Raw genomic sequence first — 17,610 nt, 5'->3', positions numbered from 1 at the left:
TGATTAATGATTTTTTTGCATTTTAATATCAACAACTAAGTAAGATTCTGCACCATTGCTTACGTATTCCTTTATCTTAATAGCTCCTTTTCGCCCGTTAGCTGTCTCAAAAAGCACAATTCTGTTTGTTATTTCCTTATTAAAGGGGGCTTTGTTACTATTAGGTTTTATAGACAATGAAGATAGAGTAGTTCCCGAAGAAAGCGCATCGAAATCAGCTACTGAGAAAAACACCTGCCCCTTATTCTCTTGTTTGTTGATAAAGTAACTTTTTGTAGCATTGGGAATAGGGTCAAAAACAGCTGCCTGTGCTTCATTAGGTGATAAGAATACATTATAAGCAAAAGAAGTGCTCTGCCCGAAATACACAAAATCAATAAGCCTTCCATTCTCCGCTGTTACGTCATTAGGCTTTAGTACCTCCCCTAAAAAAGAAGAAAAATAGCAACCTACTGTTTTATTAGTATTGATACCTAATTTTACATCTGTAAAGGTAATAAGATTATCACCTGCTGTTACCGTAAAGTTCTTTTTCTCTGATAAGGTTTGCTTATCGTTATTAGCTGTAAGCTCTATTTGATACGTTCCTGCAGTAGGAAGTATAAACGACGGATTTTCATCAGTGCTCTCTTGCTGAAAAGCCCCGCTACTTACTTTCCAGCGATAAGCAGTGGCATTTACCGATTGGCTTTTCAAGAACAATCGTACAGGGGCTTGTGTATTATGAGGGTATTCATTCGTCATTTCAAAAGCAACAACTAAAGGCGCACGTACTACTACTGTTTTCTCCATTACCCTACGCTGAGAGTGGTTACTCGTTTCCAATCGCAATGTAAATATCCCCCCCTTTTCAAAGGTTACCGTAGGATTTTTCTCCGAACTATAAGCAGGCGTTCCTCCTTCAAACGACCATTGATAAGTAGTCGCTCCCTCACTTTGGTTGCTAAGAGTAAGCGTAAGAGGTGCTATATCACTCCCTTGTTGAGTAAAACTAAACAAAGCTGATAGCTCAGGGTAAACTGTAAACGATTTTTGGAAAGTGCGCGCCTCACCGTCTAAATTGGTAGTATGCGCTGTAATAGTATAAGTACCAGGCTCCGTATAACGAATATCCTCAGGATAAAAGGCATTAGAAGAAGTATAACTGCCATTAGGAAATTCCCACTGAAAAGCATCAGCTCCTGTGATTTTGTTTATGATGCGCACTTGTGCTGGAACATTGTAATTATCATCTACCATTGCAATGCTAAAATCACCCTCAATAGGCATATTTTGTTCTTGCTCACAAGCAAAGCAAAACCATAGTGCTAAACAAATTACTATCTTTAAAACTAAACGCATTGTATCATATTCTAAAACGGCTACAAAAGTAATACTTTTTATAGAATAAACCTAAAAAACATTTACTTTTTTAAGTCTAATATGTCATCCTTAACCTTCTAAGAACTAAAAAATCTGCTAATCCTCCCTACCCTATGATTTACACCTATCTGTGCCACCCGCACCCTTTCTCTTTCTTTCGCCTCGAAACCTCGTTTTTAGCATTTTTGGCATTGTTGTATTATATTATTAATCAATTACTTATATACCCTTTCTATACCAATCGTCCAAGATTCGTATAAGCTTCCTATAAGCTCTCTATAAGCTAACCCCACCCTTCTCACAGCCTTTTCTCTCCCAAAAACCTCCCAATACACTTTTTATATTTTTCGTTTTCCTCCGATAACTCAGACCAGTCCGATTTGTCCAACAAGTAAGACCTATTAAAAAACCTTTTTTATCACTACCCTTTTGCTAATTTCCTCATTTCCTCATTTTCTAATTCTTTAATTTTATAATTTCCCCCTCCTCTTTTACAAAAAATTGTATAATTCAACTATTTGATGTATCTTTGCAAAAATACTATTAAAATGAACTGCACTCGGTTATTTTGTTTCCTCTGTGTGTTTCTGTTTGCGAAAACACCCCTCTTTTGTCAAGAAGAAAAGTCTATTTCTACCGCTTTTCCGTTCTTAATCCTTAATTCTGATGCTATATCAGCAGGAAAAGGAGAAGTAGGGGTAGCTTCCTCTCCCGATGTGTTTTCTCAAAGAGTGAATGCTTCCAAATATATCTTTCTGCCTACTTCTTCAGCAGTAGCTATTAATTATATGCCCTTCACCCACAGAGCTGTGCGCGATGTGTTTTTAGGGGGGATTACTTTTTACAAAAAGAGAATACGGGATGCTTTCGGGGCAAATTTCTCATATTTCAGTATCGGTGATGTGAACTTAACCCAAGACATAGGGCAACAATCGTATATGTTAGGCACTTTCAAGCCTACTGAGCTTTCATTGGAGGGCTCTTATAGTTTACAATTAAGTCAGTCGTTTGCAATGGGGGTTACCTCTCGTTTTTTAAGCTCACAACTATCTATTCCTTCGCAAGGGAAGAGTGTAGCCCGAGCATTAGCTTTTGATATAGCAGGCTATTTCTACTCACAAGAGCACTTTATTAGTAGTTTGTTATACCGATACACTTGGGGATTCCAACTTTCTAATGTGGGAACAAAGGTGAAATACGACGACTTGGGCAGGTCTTTCTATCTTCCCACCCAACTGAAATTAGGAGCAGGTTTTTTATTGCAAACCGATAGTTATAACGAGTGGGAACTCTCAATAGAAGCTCAGAAATACCTTGTGCCTACCCCTACTGAGCAAGGTGTCCCCGATAAAGATATTATAGAAGCCTTAATAACCTCTTTCTACGATGCTCCTAATGGTTTTCGTGAAGAGTTTCACGAGATTAATTGGGCAGTAGGTTTGGAATACAAGTATAACCAATCATTTTTCTTGCGCTCAGGATTCTTCTACCAACACAAGGACAAAGGCGACCGAAAGTTTCTATCCATAGGAGCAGGTTTTGCCTTTAACAATTGGCAAATGGACGTAGCTTATCCTTTTTCATTCTCCACCTATAACAATCCATTCAGCACTTTTAAAATTAACCTAATTTACCGCTTTGGGCAACAGTGATTATTTTACAATCATCTTCTGCACCATCACATCTCTTCCCGTTTTTTAGCTTTAACTGTAAAACCAAGTAATGAATAGAGAATTAATATGAGAAGACGGAGGGACATTTATCTAAACATCAAACATCATTTTGATTCAAGATTCTTTTCATATTCCCATCGTCCCAATTCTTTTCTCTTTTCTAACTGGTGCAAAGCCAATTTCTTTATTTTTATATCATTAGTCTCAGATGCTAATTTTTCTAATGCTAAAAAACTCTCAGGCTGTGGTTGAGCTCCTATAGCATAAATGATTTTTCGTATGTAAGGATATTTAAAATCTTCTGGCTCTAAATACTTAGGAATATTTTTCAATGCTTTTAATAGAATAGGTATATTTTTTATATTATTATTATAAATAGATTGAAAAGCACTTACTATATTCTCGTGTTCATTATGGAAATTACATAGCAAGAACTCTTGGTATAAAGCTTCATAATCCTTTTCACTTAATCTTTTAGGTAATTCCCATAGTATAGAATTAAAAAATTGATTGTATCCTTCTTCATCTATACAATCTTTAACACTATATAACAAAGATCTCAATTCTTGAAAATTGGCTTTAAAATCTGTCTTTTTTTTAAAATCATTTGTGTCAATTTTCCAATGATACAAATCTTTTATTAACTCATAATCTTTTTGATTTATGTTCTTCATTTTATTTCACAATTTCAAATTTAACAATGTTCTCATTAAAAGTCTCTAATGCTTTCCCTTTTCCTAAACCAATATTAATTTGTTGTAATCCTTGTTTAGTACCCTCCGTTTTAAATAAAGCGCTTGTTTGTGTCCAGTTTTCCACACTGTTCACAGGAGGCATTTGAGAAAAATTTGTCATCATTTTTCGTGTTTTATCATTTCTAATTCCTATTTTTACTAATTTTTCTATTGTTCCTGTTTTCATCTGAAACTTTACAATAGTCCCATTATAACCAGTGTTTTTAATATATGTAAGAGTTGGAGAAGTGAATGTTTCAGAGGAAGCTGTTAATTTTCCTGTACTTTTTAGTGTTTCTAAATCTGTTTTTGTCATAGCCCTATAAAACACTTCTCCATTTTCATAAACTTCATAATCACCTATCCTCTTAATAAACTTACCTAAATTAAGTTCTTCAACTAACTTAGAAACGAACTCTTTTCTTTATTAATTCACATAATATAGCTCTTTCTCCATTTCATAAATAATTATTTTAATAAAGTCAAGTTCTTCAAGTCCTAAATCATATTTTTCCCAAGGAGATAGAATGTCTTTATTCTTTTCAATATAGAATTTTATTAAATCTAATATGTATGGACGATTCTCAATTCTTTCATTATTATAATTTATAATTCGCTCTTGTTCCTCTTTGTTATTTATAACATTATACAATGAAAACAATTGCTTTTTAAAATTGTTTTCCCCAAAGAACACAATAGATTCCTCAAGGGAATAATTATTAGATGTTAATATGATATTAAACATTGGAGAATATTCATCATATTTTTCTCCCCAATCCATCGTTTTTTCTTTAATTAAACAAAAAGGTTTGGTATTTCTTTCTATTTTAATCATATTCTTTACTATATGTTAAATAATTTATAATAACAAGTTGTATTAAGACAAAATGTTTATCATATATATAAGCCAATAACCAATGATTCCTACAATATCTGTTACATAGTTTAAGATATATTTCTTATTTTTAAAAAACACCCTTTCAAACCTTGTAGAATGTTTTGTTCTTTGTCTTTGTGTAGGTTCTTTATAACATTCTGCCATAAGTTCTTCAAAAATATATTCTAACATAGATATTAACTCTTCTTTCTTATCTTCTGGTATATACACTACATCTTTTGTTTTCCAGATAGTCCAATCAATATTGTGTTTTATCGAAAATCTTAGAAGATAGGGATATAGATATTCCACACAATAGGGTGTAATTCAAATTTTTTATCATTACATTTAAAAAACATAAGTACTATTTATATATAATATTCTTTCTTTTTCCAAACTTTTTCAAATAGGATTAAATAGTTATTGAGGTTAAGACTATGATATTCTTGAGAATCTTCTTGTCTTATCTCTTTAAATAGATTTTCTATGATATTTATATCTACTTTTCTTATTTTATAAAGATTATTTATATCCATTTCATCTATAAAATCTTGTTGTACATTAACTAATATGCAAAGTCGTTTCAGATAAATTTTATCTGTATACATTGTATTATGAATAATATTCTCTCCTATATCATATAGTTTAATAATATTTCTTTCATATTCTATATTGATATTTTTATGAGATTCTCTTTCTAAAAAAGATATTGCAAATTTTCGTTTGTTCTGTTTCTCTTTTTTTGACAATAAATTCCACTCTTCTTCTTTTTTTAAAATTTCAAGGAGTCTAATTTCTTCAAGAGGAACTTTTTGTTCCTTTAAAAACTCTATTTTTCCCTCTAAATTCTTCATTATTCAATTTCTTTTAGATAAATTTCTTGAATCAAAGGATCTGATTCATCAAATCGTGGCTTAAATGTTTTATTCTCTATTATAAATGTTCTATCTGACTTTAATAATATCTCTCCTTCAAAACCTGATTGTGAAATATTAGCTATTGAAACACCAGACTTATGCTCTATAATTAGGATTGTATTCCCATTATTTCTATTCATAAATAATTCTGCAACATCTTCATCTAATGAAGAAGAAAGAAAACTTTTTTCTGTAATTTTATCTCCCTTTTTTAATGATGAAAAATATTTAGATCCCTCTTTACCTAAGCCTCTATATACAGGTTTATTATACTTAGGTAATTTATTTAACGCTTGGTTCATTAAGTTTTTCTGAGAGATATAAAAATCAGTGATAGGTATTTCACCTCTTAGAGCTCTATTAAAATTCTTATATCCCTCTTTGGTTGTATAAAATCTCAATACAGCTTCTTCCTCTAACGAAAGCTCCTTAGTAAATTTTCTTTTAACTTTTCCATTTAGTAATATCTTGTATTTTAATTAATTTTCTCTATATGTATATAATGATATTTTTTTTCTTTTAATAGAGAAAAGACCCCTTCTTTTTCCAAAAAGTAATTTATAAAATCATAATCAAAAACATAACATTCATCATATAGATTAGGAATTTGAAATTTATTTTTTAAAGAGATAGACAAACCAAAATTATCTGTCAAAATATTTTTATCCACATTCTCTTCTCTAACATAATTTTGAACAATAGATAAATTTATTCTACCTCTTTGAAATATAGCCACTCTACCTTCTCCAGTTGTTGATTGATAATATACTAATAAAATAATAGTTTGATACTTCTCAGACAACCTTCTCAAGAACTCATCATAAATGTATAGTGAATAATTGAATTGCACCTCTATTTCTATCCAATTCTCATATTCAGATGAAATAATAATAGTCTCTTTGGGCGCATAGAGCCACCACTTTGGAGTATCTAAAAATTCTATTCTTTTTATAGAATAGAAAGTTTTAAACTCATTAATAATATTATCTATATTATCATTTTTTACATAAATTTTTGAAAGAGTTCCCATAACAAGTTACTTTATTATTTTTCCTAGTTCATCTAATGAATTTACTACGATTACATTTTTCTGTTTGATTCTATTAATCATATTTAATTGCGTATTTGTGGCTTCAGACATAGGTTTGTCTATATATAAAATCACTTTCTTTTGTTCTGGATTACAAAAATTATCCAACTTACTATTTAAGAATTTATCAAATTGATTCTCTTTCACAGCACTAAAAGATGTTTTTACCTCAATTATTTCATCTAATGTAGAAACGTCTATATCTGTGATGTTTGATTCTATTTTTTGTCTAAATCCTAATACTTCTTTTCTACTTTTAACAAACTCTCCTACTTTACCTTCTGTTATTTACCTATATTATTAACATTAGTGTTATTTAATCTTTTTGCTACTTGAATAGCATTCTTCTAATCCTTCGTTCTTTGTTCACTCCATCTCAATATTTTTCGTGCAGGATAAGTATATTCAATTATATTGCCATTTCTAACAATAATTCTCCTCCGTAAAATTAGCATAACCTAAATTCAATAAGATTCTGTCTCATTAAATTTTTCTTTTAATTCTTTCAAATAATCTAAATAATTTTGTCTCTCTATATCATTCATAAGTTTCCATTGAATATCTTTTATTTCCTTAGTTATCTTTATTAATTCAACAAACATATTTACATTTTTCTTTACAAAAAGATTATATTCTTTTTCACTTGAAAATGAGTAACTATTAATTGTTTTCATAAGTTGGTCTTTCCTCTCTTTTAATAAAAGAAGTTCTTTTTGATAATCTTTCATATTATAATTCTTTTAACCAAATTGTTTTTATAGGAATCATATAATCTTCTGGGTTAGGAGAAAAACCTACTTTTTCCACTTTAAATATCGTCTCAGACTTAAATAATATTTCTTTTTCAGATGGTAATGTTGAAAGCCCTTCTATTAGTTTTCCATCCTTTCCTTCTATTCTTATTAACACAGTATAAGGTCTATTCCTCATAGCTTCAATAACAGCATCTTCTGAATATGTTGCAGAAGTAAATCCTTTTGTTTTTATTATGGAACCTTGAACATATAATTCTGAAATTTTATCTTCAGATAAATCTTCAATTCTATATAAAAGACTATTATTATGATTAGATGTTGGTAACTTTTTCAACGCCTGATTCATTAGTTTTTTTTGAGAGATATAAAAATCAGTCATAGGTATTTCACCTCTTAGAGCTCTATTAAAATTCTTATATCCCTCTTTGGTTGTATAAAATCTCAATACAGCTTCTTCCTCTAACGAAAGCTCCTTAGTAAATTTTCTCGTTACTTTCCCACTTACAAAATCGTTGTATATTCTCTTATAATCTTCGTTAGTAAGAAGTCTTTTAAGACTTCTTGAAGACTCTGCTGTTCTTTTTCCTACTTCTCGTCTTGCTTTTTCAACAAAAGTATCTAGTTCTTTGGTGTCTACTCCTTCTTTTTGCAGTTTAGCACTTACTTTAGGCAAATCATCTAATATAGCTACTGAGAAGGTCGCTAAATCAGTAAGGGTACTTATAGTACTCCAATTCTCCACAAACCATTTGCCTCCAGCTCCCATATTTTCTATCTCTTTTCTATGGGATTCATTTTGCATATAGGCATTTAACGACAAATTTACTATTTCAATGGTTGCTGCTGTTTTCAGTATTACACTTGCTCCCTTTACAAATAGTCCTCTTGAAGCTCCATATAATCCTAAGAAGTTAGATGCTATTTCTATTGTTTTTAAAAGGTCTTCCTGATTTTGTTTCTTTGATAAATGATAAATATATATAATAGGTAAAACATCAACTTTAGGTGTTGTTGAATTTTTATAAAGATAAACAGTTGCAACATCTAATAAATTTTCTTTTGAAAAATTACTTAAGTCAGAGGCGTCTAATTCTGCTGGGATTCCTCTATTTAATACTGTAACTTTCCAAGATTTTATAAATTTAGAACGATTATGTTCTTTAATGTTTTTGATCTCTGTAAAGAATCTATAATCACCTGTCTTAAATAGCCCTAAAAAACAGAAATGTCTGAGACTTTGTTCTTCTGCTTTACTATACTTATCTGTTAATTGAAGAAGTTTATTGAGATGACGCATTACATTATCTCCATCTATTCCTGAATATAAATCATAGACTACTTCTTGATGATTATACAATTGGTTATATAAATACTTATCATCTTTAAAGCTATTGATAACATTAAAGATAGCACTTTCTTCGTTCGTTCCTGCCTTATCAATACTTCCTTTAGAAAGTGATTGTAAATATTTCCACAGTGTTTCATCTGAAAGTTCAGAAACAATAAAACTTGGAATATCTTCAAGCAAAGCATCTATTTTGTTATAATCATAACCAGCTTTTCCAAATGCTTCTTTGTATAGTTTAGCTATATATCTTTTGCTTTCCCCTGTAATTTCAAAGCCAATGTAATTAAGGATTTCTTTTAATGCATGATATCCTTTTGTTTTGATAGTAATAGCAGGTTCTTTTCCTTGGGCATAGTAAACATACATAGAGAAAACAGCATTATACTCGTTAAATTCTACAGAGTATCCTGTTCTTCCTATAATATTCCCTACAGTAGAGAGGTTCAATTTCCCCTTTTTATCATTGCAATAAAGTCCTACTATTTTTACTTTCTTATTTTCTTTATTTGTAAAATATTCATCTAAACGAGTTTCTGAAGAATATTTTTCTAAGTTATAATCTTGCTTAGCAGGAGGAAAATTTACTTCTTTATTCTTATTGCTTCTAAGGAAATCTAATATTTGTTGTAATGAGTAAACTAAATATTCTCCCTCTTTTTGTCCTTGAAAAGCGTATAACTTCACCTTAGGGTCGTTGATTTGCTTCCAATCGCGGTAGAAGAAGTCTTGCCCATCATTGTAATCCATTAGAGCAGAGGTTTTACCTTTATCGGCATTTTTACCTTTGAAAGGGTGTTCGAGTTTGAAGATGCCGTGCCCCAGTTCGTGGGCTATGGTGCGGGCATTGGTGCTGTAAACAAAGCCGTATTGCCCACCTAATCGCATATAGCCGTGATTGCCAGTGCCGTCGTTTACCAAAAAGATGTAATATGTGTTGTCTTTTGGCTTTCTGTTGGTTGTAAATTTAGCGATGACTGCGTTTTGTTCAGGACTATAGGTAGAAAGGTCGCCAAACTCGTTTTCTGTGGGCAAAGTGCCGTTTTTGAGTTGGTCGCTAATATCAAAAGGTTTTTCAGTGGTGATGTGTAGTGTTACCCCTACTTTTTCATAAATACTTTATATTCTTGTTACGAAACAGTTTTTTCAATATGTCAAAGAACGTATAGAGTGATTATATAGAAACTATTTTTTCAATATCTATTCTTCCAAAATATAACGCAATTTCAGTGTTCAATCTTAAATTTAATGTTATAATATCTTCTTTGCTTAGTTTAATTTCTATAAAATCATTTCTAAAAATGTATATATTATTAATGTAATGAATTTCACCTAAAAGATTAAAAAGTTCTTTTTGAGGCTCAGTGTCAATGAAAATAGTAGATAATTCTATATATACATATTTATTCAAAAGACTTTCAATATCTTCCAAATATTTATAATCAAAGATTTTTATTCTTGTCTTATTATTTAATTCTATCTCCAACCAATAATCATAAATAACTCCTTCGTATTCTGTTCCTTTTTCTATAGATATAATTTTAGCTTTTACCATATAATTTAATTATTATGATTTATTTTACAAAGTTACAATATATCCATAATTTCAAAAGTAAGCTCTTTATTTTCCATTTGTTTGTGTTTTTGTAATTCCATCAATTAATATTAATTTTACATTTGGAAACATTTCATTGAATTGTTGTATTATACCTGTACAAGATTTACAATACTCTAATTCTGATACTATTTTTATTTCTCCTTTTATATCAGGATTATATTTACCTCCTAAATCCTCTGCAAGTTTATTGAGCATTTTGTATTCACTATCTGTAGTTCATATCCAAGCACTTACTTCATCTCTGTTTGTTTTGCATTAATCTTTTTTGTATTCTCTAAGTCTTTTTTCTATCTTCCTTCTACATCATTATAAACCAGAGTTTGTATTGTCTTTTTCTAAGAATATGGATAAATATTTAGAAAATCTCTTCTTTTATTCTTTTTAATTTATCTATCCACTCTTCCCAATCAAATTCAAAATTATATTTACCTTCTAATTCTTTCTGTAGTAATTCTGCAGAAACTAAAACTCTATTTATAAAAATGTATTCTCTAATTTTATCATTGTGTAAGGGTTCTGGAGGATAATTGTCATTATAAGTTTGCTGATACATACACTCTAATTCTTCGATTTCTTTGATCAAATATTTATTCTGTAACAAATTATTAATTTTGATAAAGCAAAAATTATCTTTTGAATAAAAAGGAGTATTTATTTCATACTCAAAAAAGAATTTTATTTTTTCCATTATTACAATTTTTTAAATTTAGATACAGGATTTGCTCCTACAACAAACCCATTTGAGCTAACAGTTATTGCAGTTGTTTGTTTTATTCCTTTATAGATATATTCATAGACAAAGCGAGAACCTTCTTTCCCTACAATTTTACCATTTTTTAAACTTTCCATAATAAATTCTGCTAAATCTTCTTCAAAAATACCTTTATCTAAAAATTCCTCCTTATGTTTTAAAATATGTTGAAATCCTCCACTATTTTTACCTTTTTCAAGAAATATAATTTTTCCATCCTTATTTTTAAACAACCACATTAAATTTTCTTCTGTGAATTTTACTCCTTTTTCTTTTAGCTCTTGTATAAGTGCTTTATTTATAAGATTTTCAATTTCTCCAGCGTTCTTAACAACAACTTCAGTAGCTACTTCTAATTCTTTTGCCGATCCCTTTAAAACCTTTTTGCTTTTCACTATAGCAGTAGTAGCGTTTTTCCCCGCTTTTAAAACTCCTTTACCTGCCTTATAAAAGCCCTTACCTACTACTGTAAACGTTAGCCCTGCTTCAATTACAAGTGATGTACCCGCTACAAGACGACTCCTCTCTTCTCCTTCAAAATTCTTCCCTGTAATTAAAATATAGCCACTTTCTATAGGAATAATATAATCTACTACTGTAAATAGGAAATTGCGTAATTCATCAGGCATCGGGGCTCTTTTAAACTCCCTAAAGTCAGGGAAAAAGCGTTCCCATTTTTGAGAATTAGGCTCATATACATAAAAGTATTCTTTGTCGTGATCTTGTGATAAAGCATTGGCATACACATTATATTGAGTATGGAAGAAATAAAAGACTCCTCCTTTTGCTTTATACATCGTACCATTAGTACACTCTTGATATTCTATATAATCAAGATTGTATTGCCCAATTTTACCAATGCCTCCTTTTGCTTTTTTCCATTCTTTACAATGAGTAGTAGAAGTATTACTGCTTTCGTGTACAAAATCTTCTAAATATTGTTTTATGTCAGCAATTGCACTCTGTTCACGTTGTGCAATTTTACTTAGAATCTCAGTTTGTCTTGCATTAATCTTTTTTGTATTCTCTAAGTCTTTTTTACCAACACTATTTCCTGCAAAACTTTTTTGCTGTTGAAGTTCCTTCAGTTCATTAACTTCTTCTTTTGTTATTAAAGGGTGTTTCTCTGTAAAACTTTCTACATCATTATAAACCGATAATGTTTTCTCCCATTGAGAGATATTCTCTTTAGTTTTCTTGTCATATTCTTCTTTGTCTATTTTATTTTCAGAAAGCTGTTCATCTAACTTTTCTTGATTCTGAACTATCTCCTCTTTCTAATGTTCAACTAACCAGACACCATTTTTCTTGAGATAGACAATAGGTTCTTCCTCAAATTTAAAACCTTTTATGGGAGTTCTTTCTTCCCATACATCGGTAACTTCACTTTCTTTTATTTCGTATATAGGGTCATAACCTTGCTTTGGAAAATCATTAAAGAAAATCATAGCTTCCTCTAAAGGACGTAATATAAAGATATCATTTTTTATTACATTCTCTACAAAAAACTTTAACCCTTTATAAAGAGCATAAGAGGAAATCGAATAAGCACTTATTATTTTTGTATTTTTGATAACTAACCCATAATAATAGTCATATTTCTTAAAATGATATTTATTTATCAAAGAAGTATCTTCTGTTATAAATAACCAATCTTTCTCTTTCTGAAGTTCTAGTAAATTATCATTCAAATAACCAAAATCACCTTTTCTTCTTATAGTTGCCATAATTATTTTATTTTGTAAAATCTTTCAATATTATTTTCTTTTTTAAACACTCCTATTAGTTCCTCAGTTCCATCAGGTTTAATCCTCCAAATTTCTGCTCCTATTTGGGGCGAAACATAAGTGTGTTTATCAAAAACATATTCTGGTATACCTAATCTGTCATTATTGCCTGATGTAAACCCATTTCGAGTAAAAGGAAATTCACTGCGAGAAGCAAGCTTCTAACTTACCTATCCCGCTCTAATGTTCAACTAACCAGACACCTTTTTTCTTGAGATAAACAATAGGTTCTTCCTCAAATTTAAACCCTTTTATGGGAGTTTTTTCTTCCCATACATCAGTAACTTCGGTTACAAACTTATCATAGGGAACATCAACACTATTGTCGTTATAAATATGAAAACCTATTTTACGTTTTGTTTCTAAATCTGGAAATAGAATAACTGTGTTATCTGCGATATTAGATAAATCATATTTCCCTTCTTTATAATTACAGTATGTTCTCACTCTATAGGCTGAACTTATTTTATTTTTAGATACATCTATAAACATTTTATCTTTGAGTTCTACTTCATCATAGTTTTTAAAACCTAATAAGCTTTTTCTTTTCTCTACTTGAATACGGTATATTCCTTTTTTAACTTCCCAAAATCGACCATCAGTGTCCAAGTACTTTGCATAGAAATCATTTTTAATTTTTAGCATATTTATTTAGATATAAATTTTCCCAAATCTTCATTATAAACTCCTCTTAATCTTTGAGTCCCATCATTAAACACTTCCCAAATTTCGTCGCCATCTATAAATTTAATTCTTTCAGGAAGATTCCATTCAGGAACACCTAATCTACCATTATTCCCAGAAGTAAATCCTGTAGAGGTAAAAGGATAATTCCACTCGTCAAATGTTCCTCCTTTTGGAATAATAATTTTATCTGGTATTTCTGTTGATTTAAAACGTATGACACCACAGCTACCCTCTTCTAAATAAAACTCATATTTACCATTAGATAGTTTATAGTCCAAGCGCAAACCATAATAATAGTCTTCAAAAGTTTTAAGATGCTTTGTATCAGAAGCTATAGCCACAGAACCTCCAACTTCACCTGTATACTTGCCTTCTAGATATCTATTCATTGTTTCTTTAGTTACAACTTTCTGCATTAAAGTATTTTCATCAGGTTTAGGAATAGCTTTTCTTATTCTGGTAAGTTTCTTAATTTCATTAGGAGTCAAGGCATTGGCGTGTTTTTGCATCATATAATGAAAATCATCCATTGTAAGTCCTTCTTTCTTCAGCAAATTAGGAAGTATATCCGTAAATCCTTTTTCTTTAGCTATCGCTTCCTTAGTATATTTACCTATAGAAGAAGCTTCTGTGAGGGTTCTTTCTACATTTCCAATCCCTTTTCCCCATACTTTCTTAAAATTCTTGCTTAGAATGCGTTGTGATTCATTGATTGCTTTATTAGTTATTGCTAAGTCCAACAAATCCCCATACATCTTAAAGTATTGGAAACCTAAAAAGAAAGCTGAGGTGGTACCATAATAGGCTACATATTGGCTGTGTCCTCCTTGTATATCTATAGCAGAAGCCTGTCCCGCTTTTTCTCTTCGAGAAATCTCACCTAACCAGTTATTATCTGCTAAGAATGACCGTTTTTCTAAGTCTTTAATACTATAGTAATATCTATCATAAGCTCCTAAAAGCTGAAATGCTGCAATAAAATTATTGCGTTCTTTCAATTTATTTGTAAGAATAAACTTCTTCCCTTCTTTTGTCCTTCTTTTTGCTATAAAAGCTTCTAATGTTTCTTTCTGCCCTTGAGTCAAACATTTAGGACAAGCGTCCAATGATGAGTTAAGTACTATTTCTAATGTATTAAGTAATTCATCTATAACTTGCTCGCTGTCTAAATTTGGAATGTTAAAAGTTGTATAATCAAATGAATAGGCATTATAGTATTCAGGAATTCCTTCCCAAGGGTCAAAATTAGAAATAAGTAAATCTACATCTTTTATATAATAAGGCTTATCTTTTTCTGAAAGACGTATTACGAAGGATTCTTTAAAAGCTTTTTCACTAAATATTTTTTTATCTTTCAGTACATTTAAAAACAAGCTTTCTCCATAATGTTCTTTATAATCATTCTTTGATTTATAAAGGAATCCCCATTTTTTACCTTTTAAGATAGTTGATAAATATTTAGCAAAGGATTCTATCTCCTTATATTCTGCTGAATCTGCAGAGAGCCCTTTCCCTAAAAATAGTTTTATAGTCTCTTCTGAAATTCCTTCTTCTAATAAAGAATTTGATAGCTTTTGTTCTGCACTTTTTATTGTAATGAAAGAAAGACAGTCTACAATTTCTGTTTTCCCTTTTACTGAAATAGTTTTGTCAGAATTCTCTATCAGATATTCTCCTTTATTATTTATCCTTACCCAAACAGCTTTTTCTTTACTTCCTTTTTGGGGAACAAACTTAGATTTTGAGTAACTATTTATATAATATCCTTGTGGATTTTTATTTAGAATTGCATAAGAATGATATACTCCTCTATGATTAACCATTCCCAATCTTCCGTAATAAGTTCCTTCTTCCTCTCCCATAAAAGCAACTGTGAAATCTTGAGAAGAAAGTTCTATAGGTTCACCATTTATATTATAAAAGTGATAGCCTTTGTCATAAAGTATCTTTCTTAAATTATCATCAATACACACATAATGAGCTTGCCCTTCTCCTACATTTTTACCTTCACTTTGTCCTTGGAAGGCATACAGTTTTACTTTAGGGTCGTTGATTTGCTTCCAGTCGCGGTAGAAGAAGTCTTGTCCCTCATTGTAATCCATTAGGGCGGTAGTTTTACCTTTGTCGGCATTTTTACTTTTGAAAGGGTGTTCGAGTTTGAAGATGCCGTGCCCCAGTTCGTGGGCTATGGTGCGTGCATTGGCGCTGTATACAAAGCCGTACTGCCCACCTAATCGCATATAGCCGTGATCGCCAGTGCCGTCGTTTACCAAAAAGATGTAATATGTGTTCTCTTTTGGCTTTCTGTTGGTTGTAAATTTAGCGATGACTGCATTTTGTTCAGGGCTATAGGTAGAAAGGTCGCCAAACTCGTTTTCTGTGGGCAAAGTGCCGTTTTTGAGTTGGTCACTAATATCAAAAGGTTTTTCAGTGGTGATGTGTAGTGTTACCCCTACTTTTTCATAAATCTGCTGTACTTGAGCGATTGCCTCTTGAAGGTTTTGTCCGCTTTGAGTAGGCACTAAAGCTACATTTACTTCTTTAGGCGAGAGGTGTACTAAAATACATTTGCCAATGATTTCTTCTTTTTTGCCCTTTTTGTCTTTCTTTTCTTTGGCAACAACCCATAATTCTTCCTGCGCAAAGTCGAAAGCTCCCTTACGAGTGATTTTGTATAGTCCTTCACCCTTGCTTTCAGCCTCTACTTTTACACCATTTTCTGTATGGAAGAAGAAATCGTACTTGGTAGTATCGGCGGGTTGTATGCACAGTTCAAAACTGATTTATTTTTTATATCTAATATGTCAAAGAACGTAATACGAAAAAAAAACTTAAAAAATCTCTTTTTCTAATTTTTTGCATTCCTCAAATAAACATTCCATATCTATTGAATTATAAAAAAAAATAAATTCTCCTTCTAATTCTTTTTTCAATAACTTAGCAGATTCAATAGTTCTCCTTATAAAAATATAGTCCCTAATCTTATCATTATGTAGAGGTTCTGCAGGATATTCATTATTATATGTCTCTTGATATAACCTATCTAATTCTATGATCTCTTCTTTTAAATAGGTATTAATAGGAAGATCAACAATATCTATGTTATCAGCTCCCATATCGTCATCATATATCCATATAGGAGAACACTTGTATTCAAAAAAATATCTTATCTTTTTCATAATTACTTTAATGATTTCATATTTGTGCTAACTCTATAACATTTTTCCTGCTTTAAGAAGATTTTTTCATTCATTCTCTTCAATGTATTCATTAAATTTCCTTAAATATTCCTCTTCTTCTTTTGTCGCTTTTCTTAAAAATTTTTTGTCAATATAATTTAAATCCGCTCCATCTAATTTATCAAAATCCCATATTTCTAAATGATAATCATCCTTCTCATCCATATCAATAATTATGGCATAAGTTCCTTTTTTATAAATATCTACGTTTTCATTTATAATACATAAATCATATAATTTCATCCCATTTAGCAAATCCATCAAAAGGTCTGATAATTTTTTATTATACTTTATAATCTATCCATATAACCTCTTTTTATGTCTATTCCATAATATTTGCATTTTTATTTTGGAAACTTCCAATTAACCTATTAAATATCTATAGTAACGTTTCTTTTTTACATTATTTTTATTTCTTTCAAGAGTAGTTCGTCAAAAAAATATTGGCCTATTTTATTTAACTGAATATTTTTCTCCTCTATAATATCAGTTGGTAAGTTTATTTTTATAAAGCTATTTTCAAAAAAGCAAGTATCTCTCACTTGTCTTATAGTTCCAATAAAACATTGACCAAAAGCCCCCTTTTTACTTATAAAATAAGAATATAAAATTATGTTTATTTTCTTATAGATATATTTTGTCAAATCTATAGGAATCTCATCTATAAAAGTTATTTCTAATCCATTATTTAAAATTCCTATTACTTTGTATGAATATACTTTGCCTTCATATTCGGCGAAAGCTAAAACAGATTTTATAAAAACTTCTACCATAA

21 protein-coding genes and 1 pseudogene are annotated in these 17,610 nt (G+C 30.4%); 1 reads left to right on the top strand and 21 read right to left on the bottom strand.

Translation table 11 applies throughout. From position 1 onward, the window contains the following. Positions 1 to 3 precede the first annotated feature (3 nt). Positions 4 to 1,341, bottom strand: coding sequence for a PKD domain-containing protein (locus tag HW278_RS08290; RefSeq protein WP_178977520.1), 1,338 nt, complete (start codon positions 1,339 to 1,341; stop codon positions 4 to 6). A 569-nt stretch (positions 1,342 to 1,910) separates the two neighbouring features. Between HW278_RS08290 and porV the strand changes: the two genes are divergently transcribed. Further along, on the top strand, positions 1,911 to 3,014 hold the full coding sequence (porV, locus tag HW278_RS08285) for a type IX secretion system outer membrane channel protein PorV (RefSeq protein WP_178977519.1): 1,104 nt from the start codon (positions 1,911 to 1,913) through the stop codon (positions 3,012 to 3,014). A gap of 125 nt (positions 3,015 to 3,139) precedes the next feature. Here the strand turns inward: porV and HW278_RS08280 are convergent, their stop codons facing one another. The 20 genes and pseudogenes from HW278_RS08280 to HW278_RS08175 form a co-directional block, all read right to left on the bottom strand. Continuing rightward, on the bottom strand, positions 3,140 to 3,709 hold the full coding sequence (locus HW278_RS08280; protein ID WP_178977518.1) for a hypothetical protein: 570 nt from the start codon (positions 3,707 to 3,709) through the stop codon (positions 3,140 to 3,142). 1 nt (position 3,710) lies between these two features. Then, on the bottom strand, positions 3,711 to 4,085 hold the full coding sequence (locus tag HW278_RS08275; RefSeq protein ID WP_178977517.1) for a hypothetical protein: 375 nt from the start codon (positions 4,083 to 4,085) through the stop codon (positions 3,711 to 3,713). 111 nt (positions 4,086 to 4,196) lie between these two features. Then, positions 4,197 to 4,604, bottom strand: a complete 408-nt coding sequence (locus HW278_RS08270) for a hypothetical protein (protein ID WP_178977516.1) — start codon at positions 4,602 to 4,604, stop codon at positions 4,197 to 4,199. Positions 4,605 to 4,646: 42 nt separating this feature from the next. Beyond that, a complete protein-coding gene (locus HW278_RS12640; RefSeq protein WP_255493578.1) occupies positions 4,647 to 4,877 on the bottom strand; it encodes a hypothetical protein in 231 nt (76 codons plus the stop codon). Positions 4,878 to 5,014: 137 nt separating this feature from the next. Then, the gene (locus HW278_RS08260) at positions 5,015 to 5,500 is read right to left on the bottom strand and encodes a hypothetical protein (RefSeq protein WP_178977515.1); all 486 of its coding nucleotides are present in this window, start codon (positions 5,498 to 5,500) and stop codon (positions 5,015 to 5,017) included. Then, positions 5,500 to 6,030, bottom strand: a complete 531-nt coding sequence (locus tag HW278_RS08255; protein ID WP_255493812.1) for an ADP-ribosyltransferase — start codon at positions 6,028 to 6,030, stop codon at positions 5,500 to 5,502. Before HW278_RS08255 ends, HW278_RS08260 begins: the two co-directional genes overlap by 1 nt. Positions 6,031 to 6,038: 8 nt before the next feature. Beyond that, a complete protein-coding gene (locus HW278_RS08250; protein ID WP_178977513.1) occupies positions 6,039 to 6,593 on the bottom strand; it encodes a hypothetical protein in 555 nt (184 codons plus the stop codon). A gap of 6 nt (positions 6,594 to 6,599) precedes the next feature. Next, the gene (locus tag HW278_RS08245; RefSeq protein ID WP_178977512.1) at positions 6,600 to 6,800 is read right to left on the bottom strand and encodes a hypothetical protein; all 201 of its coding nucleotides are present in this window, start codon (positions 6,798 to 6,800) and stop codon (positions 6,600 to 6,602) included. A gap of 317 nt (positions 6,801 to 7,117) precedes the next feature. Next, positions 7,118 to 7,381 (bottom strand): hypothetical protein, encoded by a 264-nt coding sequence (locus tag HW278_RS08240; RefSeq protein ID WP_178977480.1) that lies wholly within the window; start codon positions 7,379 to 7,381, stop codon positions 7,118 to 7,120. A 1-nt stretch (position 7,382) separates the two neighbouring features. Beyond that, the gene (locus HW278_RS12635) at positions 7,383 to 9,788 is read right to left on the bottom strand and encodes an ADP-ribosyltransferase (RefSeq protein WP_255493577.1); all 2,406 of its coding nucleotides are present in this window, start codon (positions 9,786 to 9,788) and stop codon (positions 7,383 to 7,385) included. 139 nt (positions 9,789 to 9,927) lie between these two features. Beyond that, entirely contained in the window at positions 9,928 to 10,308 is a 381-nt protein-coding gene (locus HW278_RS08225) for a hypothetical protein (RefSeq protein WP_178977511.1), read from the bottom strand. Positions 10,309 to 10,374: 66 nt separating this feature from the next. Continuing rightward, positions 10,375 to 10,572 (bottom strand): annotated as a pseudogene (locus HW278_RS08220) (deaminase domain-containing protein); the annotation flags it as partial. A 154-nt stretch (positions 10,573 to 10,726) separates the two neighbouring features. Then, a complete protein-coding gene (locus tag HW278_RS08215; protein ID WP_111972895.1) occupies positions 10,727 to 11,059 on the bottom strand; it encodes a hypothetical protein in 333 nt (110 codons plus the stop codon). Positions 11,060 to 11,061: 2 nt separating this feature from the next. Beyond that, complete coding sequence (locus tag HW278_RS08210; protein ID WP_178977509.1) at positions 11,062 to 11,919, bottom strand: hypothetical protein; 858 nt, start codon at positions 11,917 to 11,919, stop codon at positions 11,062 to 11,064. A gap of 480 nt (positions 11,920 to 12,399) precedes the next feature. Next, complete coding sequence (locus tag HW278_RS08205) at positions 12,400 to 12,849, bottom strand: guanylate kinase (protein ID WP_178977508.1); 450 nt, start codon at positions 12,847 to 12,849, stop codon at positions 12,400 to 12,402. Positions 12,850 to 13,089: 240 nt separating this feature from the next. Further along, complete coding sequence (locus HW278_RS08200) at positions 13,090 to 13,554, bottom strand: hypothetical protein (RefSeq protein WP_178977507.1); 465 nt, start codon at positions 13,552 to 13,554, stop codon at positions 13,090 to 13,092. 2 nt (positions 13,555 to 13,556) lie between these two features. Further along, a complete protein-coding gene (locus HW278_RS12630) occupies positions 13,557 to 16,118 on the bottom strand; it encodes a hypothetical protein (protein WP_255493576.1) in 2,562 nt (853 codons plus the stop codon). Positions 16,119 to 16,427: 309 nt separating this feature from the next. After that, a complete protein-coding gene (locus tag HW278_RS08185) occupies positions 16,428 to 16,775 on the bottom strand; it encodes a hypothetical protein (RefSeq protein WP_111972892.1) in 348 nt (115 codons plus the stop codon). Between the two features lie 66 nt (positions 16,776 to 16,841). After that, a complete protein-coding gene (locus tag HW278_RS08180) occupies positions 16,842 to 17,078 on the bottom strand; it encodes a hypothetical protein (RefSeq protein ID WP_178977506.1) in 237 nt (78 codons plus the stop codon). 155 nt (positions 17,079 to 17,233) lie between these two features. Continuing rightward, positions 17,234 to 17,608, bottom strand: coding sequence for a hypothetical protein (locus tag HW278_RS08175; protein ID WP_178977505.1), 375 nt, complete (start codon positions 17,606 to 17,608; stop codon positions 17,234 to 17,236). Positions 17,609 to 17,610 lie beyond the last annotated feature (2 nt).

It is taken from the genome of Capnocytophaga sp. oral taxon 902 (genome assembly GCF_013394735.1).
In the GTDB taxonomy this organism is placed as follows: domain Bacteria; phylum Bacteroidota; class Bacteroidia; order Flavobacteriales; family Flavobacteriaceae; genus Capnocytophaga; species Capnocytophaga ochracea.
The sequence above is the reverse complement of the archived record's forward strand: the minus strand, read 5'-3'. Positions and strand labels throughout refer to the sequence as shown.